Source organism: Photobacterium piscicola (assembly GCF_046058925.1).
GTDB lineage: Bacteria > Pseudomonadota > Gammaproteobacteria > Enterobacterales > Vibrionaceae > Photobacterium > Photobacterium piscicola.
Window position 1 is genome coordinate 1,721,223 of record NZ_CP175534.1, and the last position, 20,149, is coordinate 1,741,371.

15 protein-coding genes and 1 riboswitch are annotated in these 20,149 nt (G+C 39.0%); of the genes, 6 read left to right on the plus strand and 9 right to left on the minus strand.

Annotated elements, in window-relative coordinates; genetic code table 11:
• Nucleotides 1–78: 78 nt before the first annotated feature.
• Nucleotides 79–1,245, minus strand: coding sequence for a pentaheme c-type cytochrome TorC (gene torC, locus ACJZU6_RS08255; protein ID WP_080157636.1), 1,167 nt, complete (start codon nucleotides 1,243–1,245; stop codon nucleotides 79–81).
• Between the two features lie 198 nt (nucleotides 1,246–1,443).
• Here torC and torR point away from each other — a divergent pair, with 198 nt between their 5' ends.
• A complete protein-coding gene (torR, locus tag ACJZU6_RS08260; protein ID WP_408900056.1) occupies nucleotides 1,444–2,157 on the plus strand; it encodes a two-component system response regulator TorR in 714 nt (237 codons plus the stop codon).
• A 575-nt stretch (nucleotides 2,158–2,732) separates the two neighbouring features.
• Here the strand turns inward: torR and panP are convergent.
• Both panP and ACJZU6_RS08270 read right to left on the minus strand, forming a co-directional pair.
• Complete coding sequence (gene panP / locus ACJZU6_RS08265) at nucleotides 2,733–4,397, minus strand: pyridoxal-dependent aspartate 1-decarboxylase PanP (RefSeq protein WP_408900057.1); 1,665 nt, start codon at nucleotides 4,395–4,397, stop codon at nucleotides 2,733–2,735.
• A gap of 151 nt (nucleotides 4,398–4,548) precedes the next feature.
• Complete coding sequence (locus ACJZU6_RS08270; RefSeq protein WP_408900058.1) at nucleotides 4,549–5,541, minus strand: DUF2860 family protein; 993 nt, start codon at nucleotides 5,539–5,541, stop codon at nucleotides 4,549–4,551.
• A gap of 533 nt (nucleotides 5,542–6,074) precedes the next feature.
• Here ACJZU6_RS08270 and ACJZU6_RS08275 point away from each other — a divergent pair.
• The gene (locus ACJZU6_RS08275) at nucleotides 6,075–7,289 is read left to right on the plus strand and encodes a patatin family protein (protein WP_080157633.1); all 1,215 of its coding nucleotides are present in this window, start codon (nucleotides 6,075–6,077) and stop codon (nucleotides 7,287–7,289) included.
• A gap of 87 nt (nucleotides 7,290–7,376) precedes the next feature.
• On the opposite strand, the gene ACJZU6_RS08280 is transcribed toward ACJZU6_RS08275, so the two are convergent.
• The 5 genes from ACJZU6_RS08280 to ACJZU6_RS08300 form a co-directional block, all read right to left on the minus strand.
• Nucleotides 7,377–9,827: a VolA/Pla-1 family phospholipase gene (locus tag ACJZU6_RS08280; RefSeq protein ID WP_408900059.1), complete on the minus strand. Its 2,451-nt coding sequence runs from the start codon at nucleotides 9,825–9,827 to the stop codon at nucleotides 7,377–7,379.
• A 34-nt stretch (nucleotides 9,828–9,861) separates the two neighbouring features.
• The gene (locus tag ACJZU6_RS08285; protein ID WP_408900060.1) at nucleotides 9,862–11,091 is read right to left on the minus strand and encodes an outer membrane protein transport protein; all 1,230 of its coding nucleotides are present in this window, start codon (nucleotides 11,089–11,091) and stop codon (nucleotides 9,862–9,864) included.
• Nucleotides 11,092–11,442: 351 nt separating this feature from the next.
• Complete coding sequence (locus tag ACJZU6_RS08290; RefSeq protein WP_080157630.1) at nucleotides 11,443–12,351, minus strand: manganese-dependent inorganic pyrophosphatase; 909 nt, start codon at nucleotides 12,349–12,351, stop codon at nucleotides 11,443–11,445.
• A gap of 247 nt (nucleotides 12,352–12,598) precedes the next feature.
• On the minus strand, nucleotides 12,599–13,603 hold the full coding sequence (locus tag ACJZU6_RS08295) for a GGGtGRT protein (protein ID WP_408900061.1): 1,005 nt from the start codon (nucleotides 13,601–13,603) through the stop codon (nucleotides 12,599–12,601).
• A 103-nt stretch (nucleotides 13,604–13,706) separates the two neighbouring features.
• Nucleotides 13,707–14,399 carry an iron-sulfur cluster assembly scaffold protein gene (locus tag ACJZU6_RS08300; protein WP_080157628.1) on the minus strand — a complete coding sequence of 231 codons (693 nt, stop codon included), beginning with the start codon at nucleotides 14,397–14,399 and terminating at the stop codon, nucleotides 13,707–13,709.
• A gap of 212 nt (nucleotides 14,400–14,611) precedes the next feature.
• A riboswitch (Fluoride riboswitch) is annotated at nucleotides 14,612–14,685 on the minus strand.
• Nucleotides 14,686–15,014: 329 nt separating this feature from the next.
• On the opposite strand from ACJZU6_RS08300, the gene ACJZU6_RS08305 reads away from it, so the two are divergent.
• The 3 genes from ACJZU6_RS08305 (at nucleotide 15,015) to emrD (ending at nucleotide 18,688) form a co-directional block, all read left to right on the plus strand.
• Entirely contained in the window at nucleotides 15,015–16,292 is a 1,278-nt protein-coding gene (locus tag ACJZU6_RS08305; protein ID WP_408900062.1) for an alpha/beta fold hydrolase, read from the plus strand.
• A 251-nt stretch (nucleotides 16,293–16,543) separates the two neighbouring features.
• Nucleotides 16,544–17,140 (plus strand): GTP cyclohydrolase II, encoded by a 597-nt coding sequence (gene ribA / locus ACJZU6_RS08310; protein WP_107276329.1) that lies wholly within the window; start codon nucleotides 16,544–16,546, stop codon nucleotides 17,138–17,140.
• Between the two features lie 333 nt (nucleotides 17,141–17,473).
• A complete protein-coding gene (gene emrD, locus ACJZU6_RS08315) occupies nucleotides 17,474–18,688 on the plus strand; it encodes a multidrug efflux MFS transporter EmrD (protein ID WP_107276330.1) in 1,215 nt (404 codons plus the stop codon).
• Nucleotides 18,689–18,823: 135 nt separating this feature from the next.
• Here emrD and ACJZU6_RS08320 read toward each other — a convergent pair whose 3' ends face one another.
• A complete protein-coding gene (locus ACJZU6_RS08320; RefSeq protein ID WP_036794328.1) occupies nucleotides 18,824–19,150 on the minus strand; it encodes an HI1450 family dsDNA-mimic protein in 327 nt (108 codons plus the stop codon).
• Nucleotides 19,151–19,366: 216 nt separating this feature from the next.
• Between ACJZU6_RS08320 and ACJZU6_RS08325 the strand changes: the two genes are divergently transcribed.
• Nucleotides 19,367–20,137, plus strand: a complete 771-nt coding sequence (locus ACJZU6_RS08325; protein ID WP_408900063.1) for a nucleotidyltransferase domain-containing protein — start codon at nucleotides 19,367–19,369, stop codon at nucleotides 20,135–20,137.
• Nucleotides 20,138–20,149 lie beyond the last annotated feature (12 nt).

Sequence of the window (20,149 nt, forward strand, 5' to 3'; positions counted from 1 at the left end):
AAACTTTAATTTTTATCGATGGGGCGGGGATAACTATTACCACCCGCCTATCATTTAATCGTTTATTGGTACGCTGGATTAATGCGCGCCAGCACCACCTGTATCGCTGCCGTGGTTCTGAAGATATTTAAGTAGTGTGCGTTCTTCAGTCTTAGTCAGACGGTAGTAAGAGCTCATGGCTTTCAGACTTGCGATCCAGCCATTTGCAGTAAAATGGCCAGGATCTGGCGCCGCGTGACAAGCGTTACATGTAGACGCGTACATATCTTCTGCATAGTTCCAGATTGGTTTGATACTATCAATCATGTTTGATTTAGTGATCCAACCTTGAACGCTGATGTTCTGCCACACAATGTTAGTTGCAGGATCAGTTTCTTCTTTAATGATTTTCTCGTTCGCCTTCACTTCGCCACGGATAGTTGCCTTAAAGACACGCTTGCCCATGTACTCAGTCATTACGCGACCTTTACCAGCTTTCTCTAGCCAGCCGTTAACTTCAACTTTCAGCATGTCGCCTTTACGTTCAAGTACAGTGACTTCAGAAGCGGGTAGTAATTTACCTTCTGACTTACCTTTAGCATCGTCAGTGGCAAAGATATCTTTCTCACCTAGAGAGTAAAGCTTCTCAGCTGTTGCACCTTGAGAGGTCGCTTCAGCTTCTAGTGCTTGGTAGTCTTTTTGGAAACCGCCAGCCATGTTTGGAAGTTCGTGTGCAATACCTTTGTGACATTCAATACAGTTCATGTCTTTTGCAGCAGCGTCTGTCATTGCAGCAGCGGCTTCAGGTGATTGCTTAGCATGGTCCATCGCTGAATAGTTGTGACAACTCTTACATGTGCTTGAGTTTTGTTTTTCCATGCGCTTCCAAACCATCTGAGCTAATTCTAAACGGTGCTCTTCAAATTTTTCAGGCGTATCGATTTTCTTGGTAATGAACTGGTTATACACATCTTTTGATGCCATTAACTTTGTTTCAATCATACCGACTAAATCTTTTGGCTGGTGACAGTCAACACAGTCAGCGCGAACACCAGATGCATTTTTGAAGTGTACAGATTGAGTGTACTCTTCATAGTTCTGTTTCATGGTATGACAACCAATACAGAATTCATTGGTTGATGCGTGTTCAAAACCTTTGTGTACAGCAAAAATGCCACTCACGGCGATACCAATACCAACAAGCACCAGAGCAAGAATTGAATACTTGCTACTTGGTTTCGTCAACATCTGCCAAATTTTCTTCATTTTGAAAGATTCCATTTAAAAGAATGCTCACCGTAGGCTACGGTGACGGTTAAAATTTTATGGGGTAATCTTATTGTTACGATATGAATAAGGTTAACGCTACGAATGAATAGCAAAGGCATAGTTATGACAAATTGTGAATGGTCTTAGTTTGTGCTACCGTTCAGCTAGAAAACCAAAAACTAAAAAGAGAACGACATGACCCATCACGTACTTGTTGTAGAAGATGAAATTGTTACCCGTACAAAACTGGTTGGGTATTTTGAAAATGAAGGATACAAGGTAAGCCAAGCAGACAGTGGCGCACAGATGCGCGAAGTAATGGCAACGGAAAAAATTGACCTTGTAATGCTTGATATCAACCTACCTGGCGAAGATGGTTTGATGCTAACGCGAGAGCTTCGTAGCCGCTCTGAAGTTGGTATTATTTTGGTGACTGGACGCACTGATAGTATTGATAGAATCGTCGGTTTAGAAATGGGCGCAGACGACTATGTAACCAAACCTTTTGAACTGCGTGAGCTATTAGTTCGAGTGAAAAACTTGTTGTGGCGCATGACGTTAGTAGAAAAAGCACGCGACGAAACTATGGTTGAAATGCAGGAAGATAACATCATTCGTTTTGGTGAATGGCAGTTTGATATTAACAAACGCGCACTGACTCATAATGGTCTTCCAGTGAAGCTAACTAAAGCAGAATATGAATTGTTAGTTGTCTTCTCATCACACCCTAATGTGGTGTTAAGCCGTGAGCGTATTTTGAACATGTTAAGCCACCGTGTTGAAGCGCCAAATGACCGAACTATTGATGTTTTAATCCGTAGAATGCGTTCTAAAATGGAACTTGATCCGAAGAATCCACAGATTTTTGTCACTGTTCATGGCGAAGGATATATGTTTGCTGGTGACTAATATTGGTCTTGTTTGGGTTAGAAAAACATAGTTTTAATAAAATAGTTATGACATAAATTGACATAAAAATGCCCTATTTGAAAAGAATAGGGCATTTTTTTTAGGCTCCATTTGGGGCTTTTTTTGATTTAAATCATCAATTAAAGATATTTTTTTTTGGGTCAAAAAGGAACAAACTGCGGTATTGAGAATTATTATTAATAACAAGGATATTTTGTAACATTGTGAAAACATTTATCATCTTGTTGTGACATTGTTATTCACTATTTAATAACAATGCCATTGAAAAATGAAATCTTATGAATGCGTATTTTGCGCTATATTTTCTTGCAAAACCGTTTTTTACGAAAACGGGGCTTTTTACTGCTGCTACTTATGCGTATTAATAACATGAAAAAGGGCTCATTTATGGTGCTATTCACACTACAATCATCCACTGTTCATAGTTAAGTCGCGAGTTATTCATAAAATAGACATATATTGACTAGCGTTTTTGTAATGTTTAAAAACGCAAAATCATCAAAAAATGCGATATATCGTTAAATTTAGAAAAATACCGTATAGATATTTGCGCGTTATGTATTGGTTTTAGCTCTTTTTTCTATTATTTGTCCTGTCAATCTAACGATTTCAGGCAAGCTAATAGTGCTTTTTTGTGCAAGTTGCTGTTGTTCGATGAGTACATTTTCTAGAATTTCAGTGGTTGTCAGAGGGTTTGCGAGTACAACGCGAAACACGGTTGTTGCTTTTCGCTGCCACTTTTCTGGAGTAATACGCGTACGAGATACAAATGATTTACCTGATTCTCGTTGGCGTTTTTGAATAAATTGAGTGAGATCATTAAGCAATTCTAGCAATGTTTCACGCTGATCTGGGGTTGCGTATTGCAATGCTTGCTGTGTATTAGCAGGGACATAACGGTAAGTTAGTAAGCATAATTCAGGCTCTGTGACTAACTCAAAATCAGGATGCTGTTTAATACATTGTGCAAAGTAGGCGGCTTTTTCAATGCTGTTATTGATCAATAATTCATAGCCAGGGCGACTAATAATATTCATACTTGCAAACAACAACATCGCCATACCACTGCGTGATCCTTCCAGAGTATGGCTGCCTAAATCTTTTGAACCTTCTCGAAGAATATATTCAGCATGATGCTCAATTGCGGTCATGAGTTCTGGATTTTTAAATATCACCATGCCAGCACCCATCGGAATATAGAGCTGTTTATGAGCATCAATGGTAATGGAATCTGCGCGCTCAATCCCTTTCAATAAATGGCGATATTTATTCGACATTAAGGTTGCACCGCCCCAAGCTGCATCAACATGGAAGTGACATTGATGTTCTGCGGCAATATCTGCTAGTTGTTCTAGAGGATCGATGTTGCCCGTTTCTGTGGTGCCTGCAATACCAATAATCGCAAAAGGTTTAATATTTTTACGCTTTAGATTCGCGAGTGTTATTTTTAATTCATTGAGATCTATGCGATTGTTGTCATCAGTTTTTATGGCAATCAGGCTATCTCGGCCAATACCTAAAACATCTGCGGCTTTCTTTAAAGAATAGTGTCCACGCTCTGATACCAGAATAGCCAGATCATCATAGCCATAGTGCTTCATCGCCCGCAGTAAACCTTGTTGGCCTACACCAGTGAAGTCACCATCTGGTTGCAAAGCAGCATTACGAGCAACCCATAATGCGGTGATATTGGCGATGGTGCCACCCGAACAAAAAGCCCCTAAAGAATGGTCAGCACTGTGCATCCATTGTTGGTAGAAACTTTCTTCTTGATTAAAAATTAATTTATGCAGCATGCCTAATACTTGGCGCTCAAGTGGCGTAAACGCTTTTGATGTTTCTATTTTTACAAGGTTTTGGTTTAACGCGATCATGATTTTAGATAAAGGCATCATGAAGTAAGGCAGAGCAGAGGTCATATGACCAATAAACGTAGGCGCAGCAGTATGAACAGACTGAGCAACAAGTTTATTCAATAAGAACTGGGTATGTTCAGAGACAAAAGAAGGGACTTCAGGAATATCCGCAGTAGAGAAATCTTTTTCAATTTCAGCTAAGGGTTTTTCGATTGCTGCTATGTGGGTTCGCAGAAACTCGTTAAGGTTTTCTGAAAGCTCTTTTTCGATTAATCCTAATGTTGAATCAGGTGCTTCTGGTATTGTGAATATGCGATGCAAAGATTCTAGGGATGCATCTGCTGTACGATTATTAGCCGCCATAATTTATTTAACGTTTCCATAACGTTGGCAAAGTATAGTCAATTTAATCGATATTTTGAGTGATGTCTCGCATTATTTCGGTGTAGTTAAAATATAACTACCCGAAATAAAATCGAGGGTTTAGAGAGTGTGGCTATTTACTACATTGTTATTAGAATTTGTAATTTAAGCCCGCACTAACAAAGAGATCGTTGCTGTCATAGAAATCAATATTTGATTGGGTTGAGCTATAGCCAATCAGTGAAACTAAGCCCCATTTTTTCCAATTAAAGGGTTGGTTATATTCATAGGCGAAGAAAGCACTGTATTTATTATCTTGTTGTTTTTGATTAAATACAGGGTTAGTTAAGTCAAATAGAGCACGTTTATAGTTGACGGTAAAGGCAAAACTAGATTGGGGTAATATCTGAATAATCGTTGCAGCCACACCATAAATATTATTACTCATAGCATTACCGTCAGCATCGATGTTGGTATAGTTAACCGCTGTGCGTAACATCAGACTGCGACTAAACGGTTGTACATAAGTACCTTCTGTAAAAAGAACTGTAGCATTACGATTGAGGGCGGCTTTTTCATTGGGTGTAAGTGCAAGTATAGGATCGTTGCCACTGCGTTCTTGATCAACACTAAACTTACCATAAGCTAACTGGCCTGAAAAACGTGAACCGCGAATATCGTTAAGCTTGACGCTAAATGCATTAATACTGGTTTTTGTTTTGCTGCGCTCTACATTTTTAAGGTAAGGATCTTGCCATGTTTTCTGGGTCAGCAAACCGGGTATATAGCTCAGGGTTAGCATGGAATTATCAGCAAACTTTTGTCGATAACCTGCTTCAACATGAAATCGACCCAGAGCAATATCAGAACGGTTAGTACCTAAATACAGTTGTTTATCACCTGCATTAAAGGTGTAACTGAGGCTGCCAATAGGAGCAACAAACATTTTATCTTGTTCATCACCATGGCTGTTTAAGTTTGAGGTAGTGTGGTTGTCGCTATTAAACTGTGAGTTTGATCTATTGTAACCAACCATCAATGAAATATCACCGCCAATTCCCGGGGTCCAATCGACGGGTCTAGCTTGTGTCGCGGTGGAGATTATTGCAGTAGCAATTAAGCCGACAGTGAGTAGTGGTTTCATTATTTTTCCTATGAAATAATCCGTTTAATCTTATAGATTATAAGCACAAAAAGAAGATAAGTGAGATATTTATATTCATATTGTAGCATTGGAAAATAAGATGTTTATTGTTGAAAATTAATGGTGCTAAACGGTAACAGGATGTGCTTGATAGCATATGAGGTATATTGCAATTTAACGATAGTATTGATCATGAAATAATGCGCTAAATAGTGTGATAGCTGTTGTAATTATCGCGATGAAGATTGATTTTATTGATAATCTGACCATAAACTTAAGTTAACATTATGTTATATATGGAGGTCGTGATGAATATTGAATTCAAATTTACACTGATGACGGTAACCGTCATACTCTTTACATTAGTAATTTATGGATTGATTGCTATACATGCATAGTTATTGAAAGAGTAATGTTAGAGAAATTAGGGTGATATTTTCTAACATTATTTCCCATTGGTATGTACAAATTGTATATTCGACTCTCTTAGATATATAAATATATGTTTTGTGCATATTTAACAGGGAGAAGAAATGAATTATCTTCCGTTTAGCTTACGTGACGTTAATGATAAATCCATTGATGATTTTTCTTCGGTTATTCATACCGCATCCACTAAAAAAATAGCCTTAATAGTTCAAGGTGGCGGCCAGCGCGGTATATTTTCTGCGGGTGTGCTTGATAGCTTCCTTGAACATCAATTTGATCCGTTTGAGTTGTATATTGGTACCTCTGCCGGTGCGCTTAATTTATCTTCTTTTATTAGCCGTCAACCACGATTTGGGTATCATTTTATTCGTAATGTTTCGATGGATGATCAATTCTTTAATTTATATAAATATCTCAGTAAACAACAGCCGATGAACTTGGAATGGGCATTACAGCAAGTGTCAGCTTCTGGTTTATACCCGCTTGACATTGCTACCGCTCATAAAACACTGGCCCATAGAACGGCTCTTGCATGTGCTACTCGTAAAGATACCCTACAAGATTATTATTTACCTATGTATCAACAAGACTGGAGTGAAGTCTTGCTGGCAAGCTGTGCGATTCCTCTGCTTTATAACCAGCCCGTTAATATGGATGAACTGCAATGGGTCGATGGTGGTGTGAGTGCAGCTATTCCTGTTAAAGAAGCGTGGCGACGTGGTGCTGACCTCGTGGTTGTTATTCGCACTGAGCCATTAGAAGACAGTGTCGCTGAAATGAACCGTGGTGAGGAGCGGGGGATTTTAGATGATTGGCGAGAAAATATTGAAACACAATTACCGTATTATATTGATAAATTAAGCTTAAATGAGTCGGTTGATAAAATTAAGAATATTCATCAAGAGCTAAGTCAACGGTTTGAACAATGGCGACAACAGCATTGGGACGATAAGGAAGATAATGATCAAAACACAGTCAGTAAAACGAAGACGATATCCAAGAAAAGTTGGTTCTCACCGCTGAATGTTGAACGATTATTAGAGATCACAGGGCAGGGAACAAATTCAGAAATATTAGAAATGTTGGCGCGTTATCATCATACCTATCGTGATGTGAATGATTTTCTTGTCAATCCACCGCAAGGGTTACAGGTTATTCAAATTGCACCAGAAAAAGCATTGAATAGTAGTGCGCTATTAAGTAGCTATGAAGATTTAGAGTTGGATTATCAGCAGGGTAAACAAATTGGAGAACAGTTTGTGACGTCTTTTTCACAGTTATTGAATCAAAAAACCAGTCTGATGCAGCATTTGCGTTAGGCCTAGTATATAAAAAAGCACATAAAATAAAGCCTTGATAACTTGCGTGGTATACACAAGATTATCAAGGCTTTTTGTTAGGCTAGATTATTTATTTAAAAAATCAGCCATATCTTTTTGCATACTCTTTGTTGTTGCTTTAGATGCTTCAATGGTAAAGCTATCATTTGCTGTTGGCATCGTGACATCGAGTAATGATGTATGGCTGCCTGGTGTATATTCTTTCCAACCTTTAGTTGCATTGTTTAATGCTAAATCTAATTGCTTAATCAGTGGTTCAGTACCGGTGAACGGTGAGTAAGGTAGATTGCTTGGTGTAGTAATATTTGGAATCGTACTATCACCTTTAACCATTTGAACATACACGGGAACCGATGCTGGAATGCCGTTAGCTAGGTTAATCGGATCAACGGGATCCATTACTGTTTGTGCCGCATAGGCAAACTTAACGTAAGTCTGCGTCCATGTGGCGAATAGGCTAGGGTTGTTATTTTTAATCGCTGTAATGTTATCAACATAACACTTGTTCAAATCTTTGTGCTTATCATCTTGGGCGATATAACAAGCATTCAACGTTTGCAGAAATTTACCTGTTTCAATGACATCAGGTGTTATTTGTGTTGGATTAGATACAGTACTTTGAAGCACGCCTGCTTTTAGAAGACCACCAAAACTGCCAGAGTTTAATAGTAGGTAAGGGATCTCTGCGCCTGGGTTTGCTAACGCCAGTTTATTAATCGCAAAATATTGTTTATCAAATGCTGGGTTCATCGTTGGACGGTTAGCAATATTACCGACATTGGTACCAACAATCGCACCTAGTGAATGACCCGCAAAACTTACGCCGTTATTAGGATTTAACATCTCTAACGGTGAAACATTGCTTGTCGTTTGATCTTCTTTTTGTTGTTGCTGAATATGAGTAAATAATTTACCAATAGCCGCTCGTAGGTTGACGACATCAATAGTACTTTGACGTAGGTTATCTCGCGCAACGGTTAAGTTTTCAAGATTTAAGTACATTGATGGATCTATTGCGGCATTTTTATATTGGCTATTACCTTGGCTGTCGATGGTATGAATACCACGATCTTCACCGTGTAGTGGTTGGTTGATGGCAAAGATTGCGCGGCATTGATTGCCAATTAACGCTTCAGCTAAAGAAGGTAAACCATCACTGTGCGCCGTTAATACACTCTTATCTGCGGTAATTCCATGTTGGAAAATAGTGACATCATTAGCGCCCAGCGCCTGACATTTTTTATTGTTAGGCAAAACTAATGTGTAATCAATTGTTTGTACTGATTTAAGTTCAGGTACGGCACTATAACGGGTGATCAGACGCTTAGGATCGAGTTGATTACCATTCGCTAAATAAAGTGTTTTACCCATTAAGCGAGTGAGCACTTTAATCTGCACTTGTGGGTTTGTTGCCACTTGCGCCATGTCTGCTAATGTAACTTTCACATCTGCCAATTGAGCTAAAATAGTCGCTTTATCCGCCTCACTGCCATTGCTTAATACATATTTAATCTTAGCAAGGCTTGGCATACCACTTTGCCAAGGGGTATTCATGAATTTATTAGCGCGAATATCGAGGTAGTATGGTAATGAAACAGTGCCTTGATAGATTGTGACATTACTTTTATCATCAACTTTATTTGGATCGTCAACTTTTATGGGTTGAGAAAACGTAAATAATGTTGAAAGTTGCTCTGGCGTTATTGTCTTTGCAATAGCAGAGCCTTGCCATACATTATTAGTCCCTAGCGCCATAGCTTCTTCTGTTGCCATCTTCGCTGCAAATAACACATCACCAGATGATAATGTCGTAAACCATGATGAGAAGATAATATCGCGTTGTTGCACAATACCATGGAAAGCTTCTTCAGTGGCATGAGTGATCTTTTGTGCTGGTAATAATGCAGGTGCTGGTGGCAGATTATGCGACTTTAATAATGCGTATGAGTTACTCATGCCTACAGCTTGGCCGTTTACATCTTTTAGATCGTCAGTAACGGCATACATGTAGTTACTCGCAGGATCTAACGGTTTTAGTAATATCACAATTAAGTTATCACCTGAAACCGTTACCATAAAGTCGCCCGCTTGTTGAGTTAAGCGGGTTGGTTTTGTGGTATCTGCAGGGTTAGTCGGATCGCCTGATTTAATTAGATAGAAACCACGCGCAGCTGTCGATGGATCTAAATTCTTACCTGTAAAATTAATTGTGATCGGCTGGGTTGTGCTCCAACCATCGGTTTGCCCCATAGCAACCAAGGGATCTGAAGTATTGGTTTGATCTTGCGCCATTGCTTCTGTTGCAAGGGTACCGTCTTGTACATCCATTGCTAAATATGTGGGTAATATAAGCTTCTTATTAGCAGACAAAAGGTCAAAATTAATTTGAGTTTCAGCCTGTAAACTTGCTGCGATATTCGGATCAATCGGCGCTTGATTTTCTAAGGTACCGTTACCCTTACAGCCAATTAAACTCAGTGCCGAGGTGACTAATAATGCTATTGAACGTATCTTCATTGTTATTCCTAATGATTTTATAGTTTAGTACGCATTAAAAGCGGTAATTAACTTGAGCGGCTGCAAGGTAAGCTTTACCGGATGAAGTAAAACTATCATTTTCACCTGTTGGTGTTTGCTCGATAAAATCAGCTTTCTTACTGTGAATATAAGCAACGCCTAGATCGACAGATAGAGCAGGGTTGTAATGATAAGTCGCACCTGCTGAATACCAATAACGATCAGTATCAGGAATACTCAGTGTTGCTTGTCCTGCATTTTGATCAATGGCAAAACCATAACGCAGTGTCCATGTTGGGTTTAGCGTATAAGTTGTACCTACAGCCCAACGGTAAGTATCTTTGAAGTTTTCTTTTTTAACGAAACAGGTGCCAGTTGCACATTGAGAACTTGTTGCTCTAATTTCTTTAAACTTGTTGTATTGCGTCCATTGAACGCTATAGCTGATAGCCCATTGTTGATTCAGCTGGTGGAATCCAGAAAATTCAGCAATGGCAGGCAGCGGAAGATTAAGCTGTGCTGCAACAGTTTCATTTGGCTTTGAGGTTGCTTGTCCCAAGTAGTCAGTAAAATGGCCATGAAAATTGAGATCGACTTGTGAACGGTAGCTTAATCCAAAACGGTTATTATTATCGAGTTCGTATAATGCACCAATATTCCAGCCCCAACTCCAGTCGGTGCCTTCCATATCGATCAGGTTATGGCTGGGCGCAGCATAAGCTAAAGAGCCTAAACGACGGTTAAATTCTGCAGTACCGTAAACAAGGCTTACACCTGCACCAATGCTTAATTGTGGTGATAGACGATAAGCAATATTGGGGTTGAAGTTAACCGTTTCTAATGACGTTTTGCCTGCTAAGCTGCCAGCCTGCATTGCTGTAGGATAGTCAGTTGTTACACCATAATTACTGAAAATGGCTAAACCAATGGCTGTCCTGTCATTAATCGGCTGAATATAGTAAGCCGCAGGTACAATACTGATTGGTGAAATATCTTTTGCGGTTTCATTATGGGTATGATCATCAATATTAATCGATGGGTTGATGACACTCATTACGCCTGAAACTTCAGCATGTTTAAAGCGAGTCATTGCAGCAGGGTTACGCGCTAGTACTGCAGCGGTATCAGCGACGGCAGCTTCACCTGCATATGCACGGCCAAGACCTGCAGCCGAGTGTTCTGATACTTGATAGCCAGCAGCATGTGCTTGGTTTGAAAGTGTGGCTGTAATAATGAAGGCGATATATTTTTTATTTATGGACATTAAACTGTCTCTCTATAATTTCTAGTAGCTTCTTGCTGTCTCACCCTTCAAAGAAGGTTGGATTTAAAAGAGGAAGAATTATAGTTATACCTCAAGAGAATAATAAGCAAATATAGACAAATATCACAATAAAATAGTTTGTTTGGTTATACTTTGTGCATATTGATGCTTTATAGATATATTTCGATTGATAAATAAATTAAAGTATTTGCTCTAATATCGAAAGTGTTGTAATGAATAGTTGACTAAGCGGGGATTATTGAACCGTTGTTGGCGGGATTTTTCAGTGATTAAAACAAAAAAAAGGCTCTAAAAAGAGCCTTTTTTGTTATCAATAATTAGTTGAAATAATTATTTTGCAAGTACTGTTTGTAGCCAAGGCCAGCCTTGTTTTTTACGACTTAGCGTATTTTCCATCATTAATACACCGTCAGTTGCGTGTGTATCAAGGATGTGATTCCAATCACCAGTGTAAAGTAGGCGAGTTGTACTTGTTGTGATGTCAGTTAGCATTAATGCAGCCATACCTAGGCCTTCTTCGTCGCAACGACGTTGAAGATCAGCTTGAAGCTCTTCAATCATGCTATCTACTTGCTCAAGTGTTGCAAGTTCGATTTGACCAACAACAACATCACGATTGTTGAAAGGGTAACCTTTAAGGTCTTTTTCAACTAATTGTGCAGCGGTTAGACCTTCGATGTCAGTCTTAGCAATTAATAGTGCTTTGATGAATGCTTCTAGATCTTGTACGTCAGCGATTTGAGCAAGCTCATGCACCGCATCTTTATCTTTTTGTGTACAAGTTGGAGATGCGAAACCTACAGTATCAGATAGGATAGCTGACATCATTAGAACCGCTAGTTCACGTGTAATTTCGTGACCTTCGATTTTAAATAGGTTAAAGAGTACTGTACAAGTACAACCTACAGGCCAGATCCAAGCTTCCATTGGGTTGATAGTCATCACATCACCTAAACGGTGGTGGTCGACGATACCCACAACTTCTGCTTCAGCTAGGTCATCAGGTGCTTGAGCTAGATCTGAGTAGTCAACTAACCATACTTTCTCACCAGCAACGCTTGTACGTAGCTCAGGAGCTGTAACGCCAGCTAGCTCAAGAATGTGTAGAGTTTCACGATTCATTTCGCCTTGACGAATTGCTGTCGCTTCAAGACCACGAGCTTTAAGAAATGCAGTACAAACGAGTGCAGAACAAATACTGTCACTATCTGGGTTTTTGTGACCTACAACTTGGATCATGATATTTCCTTTACTTTATCTGTCACAGCATGTGCTGTGTAACATATATAAGACTAACTTGGTTCTTTACTGATTATACCTAGAAGAGATTGTGTTTTACAGGAATAAGAGTAATCAAGAACTGTGGTGCGGGAAGATTGTAGAGTATTTTGCAGAAATAACAATTATGGATAAAAAATAAAGGCGCAAGTGTCTAATCTTGCGCCTTGTTCGTTATTTGAAGATAAATTTTATTTAGCTACGTAGCTTATGCTTTTTGAGCTTGCTCAATCGCAACAGCAACAGCAACAGTTGCGCCAACCATTGGGTTGTTACCCATACCGATAAGACCCATCATTTCAACGTGAGCTGGTACAGATGAAGAACCTGCAAACTGAGCGTCAGAGTGCATACGACCCATAGTATCAGTAAGACCGTAAGAAGCTGGACCTGCAGCAACGTTATCAGGGTGAAGAGTACGACCAGTACCGCCGCCTGATGCTACTGAGAAGTAAGCTTGGCCTGCTTCTAGACGTTCTTTCTTGTACGTACCAGCAACAGGGTGTTGGAAACGTGTTGGGTTAGTTGAGTTACCAGTGATTGAGATATCAACGTTTTCGCGGTGCATAATTGCAACACCTTCACGTACATCATCAGAACCGTAACAGTTGATGTCACCACGTTGTGTTTTAGAGAAACGACGCTCAGAAACAACGTTTAGTTCGCCAGTAACGTAATCGAATTTAGTTTCAACATAGTTAAAGCCGTTGATACGAGCGATTAGGTAAGCAGCATCTTTACCAAGACCGTTAAGAATAACGCGTAGTGGGTTAGTACGTACTTTGTTAGCGTTTAGGGCAATTTTGATTGCGCCTTCAGCTGCTGCAAATGATTCGTGACCAGCAAGGAATGCGAAACATTGTGTTTCGTTGCTTAGTAGACGAGCGCCTAGACGACCGTGACCAAGACCTACTTGACGTTGGTCTGCAACAGAACCAGGAATACAGAAAGTTTGTAGACCAAGACCTAGGTATTCAGCCGCTTCAGCTGCTGTTTTAGCACCTTCTTTAAGTGCGATAGCTGAACCTAAAACATAAGCCCAAGATGCGTTTTCAAACGCGATAGGTTGTGTTTCTTTAACGATGTTGTATGCATCAACACCATGTTCGTTACAGTAATCACGAGCTTCTTCTAGTGAAGCGAAACCATATTGCTCTAGTACTGGAGTGATTTTTTCAATACGACGATCAAAACTTTCAAATAATGCAGCCATGATGGAGTTTCCTCTAATTCGGTAAAAACAATTTCAGTGACGCTGTAACTCTTGAGAGAGTCGAAATAAAAGCGTCATTTACTTGTGTGATATAGGTCTATGATTACTCGTGACGAGGATCAATAGTACGAGCAGCTTCATCAAAGCGACCGTATTGACCAGTAGCTTGTTCCATAGCTTCTGCTGCAGGAACGCCTTTACCAATAGATTCCATCATCTTACCTACGTTTACGAAACGGTAGCCGATGATTTCTTCGTTGTCATCTAATGCAACTTTAGTTACGTAACCTTCAGCCATCTCCATGTAACGAGGGCCTTTTGCACGAGTACCGTAATGTGTACCTACTTGGCTACGTAGACCTTTACCTAGATCTTCTAGACCAGCACCGATTGGTAGACCGTCTAAAGAGAATGCAGTTTGAGTACGACCGTAAACAAATTGAAGGAAGATTTCACGCATTGCAACGTTGATAGCATCACACACAAGGTCAGTGTTTAGTGCTTCAAGGATAGTTTTACCAGTAAGAATTTCTGAAGCCATTGCTGCAGAGTGTGTCATACCAGAACAACCGATAGTTTCGATTAGAGCTTCTTCGATGATGCCATCTTTAACGTTAAGCGTTAGTTTTGCAGCACCTTGTTGAGGCGCACAAGCACCAACACCGTGGCTTAAACCAGAAATAGCAATAACGTCTTTAGGGCTAACCCAACGACCTTCTACAGGGATTGGTGCTGACTCGTGTTGTGGACCACGAGAGATAGGACACATGTTTTGAACTTCACTTGAGTATTGCATTGCTCTGCCTCATAGACACCGCATTATAAGCAATAAGATAATACAAATGGTATGTATTAACCTATTACAGTTAGCAGTGTAGAATTGATAATTCGTTATCGTGCAGATAATAAGAAGAGGACGTTATACGCAAACAACGCGACGTGTTTAAAAACAAATATCATCAGATATTAAGTAACAAAATAACACGGTCCTCGACTATTAAAAGCCGAATGTTGTCAGACGTCATTATCCTTAAAGAATCCAATAAGGCGGTTAAAGGAGGAACATCATCTCCCGCTATAAAGATTATTATAATAAGTTATCATTTATAGCAACAAAATAGATTTTATTGCCTATTTTGTGAATGGAATAAATATACGCTTTTTTTTATAAATAAGACTATTTAATTTTTGGAAAAAAGATTTCAAATATGAAATCATTAACTGATAATTATTATTAATGTTACTGAATAGCTTTTTGGGAATGGTGAATATTTAACTTATTGATAATTATTGTTTTTATTTGTTGATTTTAAAATGAAAGAAAAATACGGAATAATATTATTGTTAAATGTATTATTATTTAGACGATGTTAAATGATAATTGTTTTTATTATGGTAAAGGAGAAAACCATTGCAAGACTTTATTAAGAATAATGAACTTTGCTTTCGAAATATAAATATTAATGTGCCGGTGAATTATGAACAAATAACAGACGGTACCTTGGCTATTTTTGCTCGAGAGGTTGTACATAAATCAAACATTGATGCAGATCTTCCGTGGTTGGTTTATTTACAAGGCGGTCCAGGTTTTGCTGCACCACGACCTGAGGCTAACAGTGGTTGGTTAAAAGCCGCATTAAAACATTATCGTGTTCTCTTGCTTGATCAACGAGGCACAGGTGCAAGTAGTGCCATTACTCATCAAACGCTAGCTTCAAAGTCAGCTCAGCAACAAGCTGAATATTTAAGCCATTTTCGTGCAGATAATATTGTTCGTGATGCCGAGCAATTACGTCAACACCTTAATATTAAACAGTGGGCGTTACTTGGACAAAGTTTTGGGGGGTTCTGCGCATTACATTATTTGTCTTTTTATCCGCAAAGTTTATCCAAAGTGTTTATTACTGGCGGAATACCTTCAATTACGGCAACAGCGGATGAGGTATATCAGGCAACGTATAAAAGAGTTGCTGATAAGAACAAGGCATTTTTTAAGCGTTTTGCTGGCGCACAACAACAATGTAATGCCATTGCTGAGTATCTTTCAAATAATCAGACCTATTTGCCAAATGGACAATTGTTCACTGTTGAGCAATTTCAAACATGGGGTATAACATTAGGGGGGACAGGTGGTGATTTAGCCATGTATTACACTATAGAAGGTGCATTTGTTGATATAGAAGGGCAACAAGTGCTGAGTTATGACTTCCTTAATACAATGCTAAATCAACAGAGCTATCAAACAAATCCTCTTTATGCGATTTTACATGAAGCTATTTATTGTCAACAGTGTGCATCTAAATGGGCGGCAGAGCGGGTACGTCAGCACTATCCTCAATACCAATATCAAACAGGTGATGATGTAAGCTTTACGGGAGAAATGGTTTATCCGTGGATGTTTGATCAAATGACATGCCTGCAACCATTACGTGAAGCGGCACATTTCTTAGCAGCAAAAGAGGACTGGTCTCCATTATATTGTGCGCAACAATTAGCTAAAAATACCGTACCTGTTGCAGCAGCTGTGTATGTTGAAGATATGTATGTTGAATATCGTTATAGCTGTGAAACCTTAGCTTTATTGGCAAATGCAAAATCATGGCAAACGAATCAATATGAGCATAATGGCTTACGTGTTGATGGCGAGCATATTTTTGAGCAATTGATGGCCTTAGCCGATAGCATTTAATTATTAGCTTTGCGTGGACATTAAAGATGTATTTGTTTTATCATTTTAACGGTAATACAGTTCATTAGTGAAAATTGTTATAATATAACATTTATATTTAGGGTGCTAAGTGGTAATGTAACGCATTCAGAACTGATAGGATCAATAATCCTGATTGATTTTGTTGTTGTTAGTACCCTAATTTCGGTATTATTTAGTCATAATTAAATATTCCTCTACGACAGGGGTATGAAGAAATGCATAGGAAGAATATGGTAAATGTTAGGGCAAGAGTGCCTTTTAAAGTAGGTCTTAGCAGCAATATCCCCGCTGAATTGCTTTCGTTCAATGGCCTTGAGTCAGGAAAAGAACATGTTGCTATTATTTTTCAAGGTGCAGATAAAACGTTAGCCCCGTTGGTTCGTATGCATTCAGAATGTTTAACGGGTGATGTGTTCCATTCTTCACGTTGTGATTGTGGTGAACAACTTGATGAAACCATCGAAAAAATGGGTAAAGTTGGCGGTATCATTCTTTATTTACGCCAAGAAGGGCGTGGCATTGGTTTATATAATAAAATCGATGCCTATGAATTACAGACTCAAGGTATGAATACCTATGAGGCTAATAATCATCTTGGTTTTGGTGATGATTTGCGTGAGTTCTCTGAAGCTGCGCAGATGTTGCGAGCGCTAGGTATTAATGAAGTACGTTTAGTGACGAACAATCCCAAAAAGATTTGTGACCTAGAAGCAAATGGCATCAACATCGTTGAAGTCGTTGGTACAAAAGCGCATGTTAAAGACGGCAATGAAAATTATTTAAAAGTGAAAGCTTCACATGGTAAGCATCGCTTAAAATTTGACTAATATTTATAAAATAAAATAGCCTCATGATATTTTCTTGTTGTTGAAAGTATTATGAGGCTTTTTTTAACTAAAAATTGCATCTAAAAACCAATATTTGCTATGGATTAGTTTTTCTAATGCATTTCATAATAAACTATCGTGCGTTATCAACAAGATTCACTTGTTAGTTACTGATCAGAAGACTACTATTTGCGCTGATTTTATAGGCATAGATACTATTTAAACGAACTAGCTTCGTCTTCAATAGCAAAGATACTCTATTCTATATTTTTCTTCTTATTTAATATGTTGATTATCAATAATTAACTAACAATATTAATCTTTTTGAGGGTGATGGTTGTGATTAAGCAATCTTCGGCTAGCAACATGGGTAAGTTATTATTCTTACTTATTATTTTAGTTGCTGTGGGACAAATGACACAAACAATGTATGTGCCAGCTATTCCTGACATGGCAACATTTTTCTCGATCAAATCCGCTTATTTACAAGCGGTAATGGCTGTATACCTTATCCCTTACGGGTTATCACAGTTTATTTATGGTCCATTATCTGATCGTATTGGACGCCGTCCGGTCATTATTTCTGGCATGGTGATCTTCCTTATTGGTAGCCTTGGCGCATTATTGTCATCGAATTTCCATTGGTTCCTTGTTGCTACGTTTATCCAAGGTTGTGGTACCGGTTGTAGTGGTGCAATGTGTCGTACTGTGCCTCGTGATAGTTATGATGGTGATGATTTACACCAAGCAAATAGTTTAATTAGTATGGGGGTTATTTTATCACCACTGATTGCTCCTGTGTTAGGCGGTTATCTTTCTAAGCATTTTGGTTGGGAATCGGTATACGCATTTCTATTAGTCTTTGGTGCTGTTGTTACTGTTGCGATGATGAAATACTTTACCGAAACATTGCCACCAGAAAAGCGTCATGCTGAGCGTGTACTTGTAAGCTACCGTTATGTATTAAGTAATCGCCGCTTTCAAGGCTATGTGATTTGTCTTATTGCTACCTTTGCGGGTATTGCAGTATTTGAAGCATCGGCGGGTGTGTTATTGGGTAGTGTATTAAAGCTAGATCCGATCACCGTGAGCTGGTTGTTTATTTTACCTTTACCTGGATATTTAGGTGGGGCATGGTTGTCGGGTCGATTAGTACGACGCCTTGGTATTGATCGAGTGTTGGTTATCGGCATGATTGCACTTGTGCTGGGTGCGGTGACGATTATTATTCCTGGCTTTGCGGGCTTAATTACAATCAAGAGTTTGATTGGTGGTGCGTTCTTGTATTTTGTTGGTACAGGTATGCTATGTCCTGTTGCGACGACAGCGGCAGTACAACCTTTTCCTAATCATGCGGGAACCGCGGGCGCCGTGCTGGGTGGCTTACAAAATGTAGGGGCGGGTGCCGCCACACTAACTGCATCATTTTTAAATGCACAAAGCCAATTTAGCTTAGGTGCTGTTATGACGGTGATGGCGATTATCGTTATCATGAGTTTATGGTGGATCCGTTACAGCAAACAAGACACTACAATTCTTGCTCGTTAATCATATTTACTGGTTATAAAGTTGATTAGCTAATAGCAACGGTTAGATAAATGAAAGGCGCGGAATATGACTTTTTACTAGTTAATATCTAGTTGAAAGTGTATCTCGCGCCTTTTTTATAGATAGCGTATTGACTTAGTCACGCTTCCATAAAATATGACAGCCTTTGTTTTCAGGATCGCGGCTGATCAATAAACGAGCAAAAACATCGTCAAGTTCGTCATTTTCTTCGTTAACTAGGCCGACACATACTTCTGCGTAAAGGTCTTTATCGATTTCACACGCTAAATGTTCTTCCCAATCATCACGGGTTTCAACAACCTCAGCAGCGCCGCGATCATCAAATTGCATGGTAAAAAGCAATACATCAGCTGGCTCTAAGTTATCCGCTGCCATTTCTAGAAAAATATCGTATGCAACGTCAATAACATCATCGTATGAAATAAGGTTTTCTGTTTCCATGATACTGATTGATCTCTATCTGTGTTTAGTAGTGTTATTATACCGAAACCCTTGGAATATGCGATATTTAGCGATAATCGTTAGCGAAACTGATGATTGTCATGCTTGAGGTCGATATAGTAGGGGGAAAGAGTGGTGTTTATTTAGTAAGTTAATGACCAAGATTGATAATAAAACGTCATTAATATGTGTTAGTTGATGTAATGAGTATGTTTTGTGGCTAAGTTTTTACCTCGGTTGGATAGTCAAACCTCTTTTCAATTAGATTTTATGCCATTGCTTATGGCGGTTGTTACAGATTTACAAGCGCAAGTAACAGCCTTACACAGTATTTATCTGAATGGCAGTATTGCATATCGGCAGGCAACAAGTGGTGTTTCCGATTTGAATCTGACCGTAGTGATCACATCACCGTTAACAGTGGAAGAGCAACATCGTATCGCCTGTGTGTCGCAGACATTAAGTCGTAATTATCCTGTGATCTCAGCAGTTGATATTACATGGGTACTGCTTGATGATGTGTTATCTATTGCATCTATCTTTAAATGGGGTTTTTGGCTAAAACATTGCAGCGTGTGTTTATATGGTACTAATCTCAGTGAACAATTTGGTAATTTTGAACCTTGTTGGGAAATAGCAAAAGCGTTTAATCACGATATTGCCGCGGCTTTAGTTGCTATAGAAAAACAGATTAGACGCACTAAAAGTATCACTGAATACCAATATTATTGTCGGTGCGCGGGTAAAAAAATGCTAAGAAGTTGTTTTATGCTGGTAGCCATTGATGTTGATGGTTGGGCATATACTGATCAACAATGTGCGAATTTTTTTCTGGCACGTTATCCAAATAAAGTAACAGAGATTGAACGGCTATTTGTGTTAATTAATGGCCCACAAGTGCCAAAGAAAGCGTCTATTTTTATGCTATCGCAATTTGGGGCATGGATTGTGAATGAGTTTAATAATATCGAACGAAAAATTGGTTAACACTTATTTTGT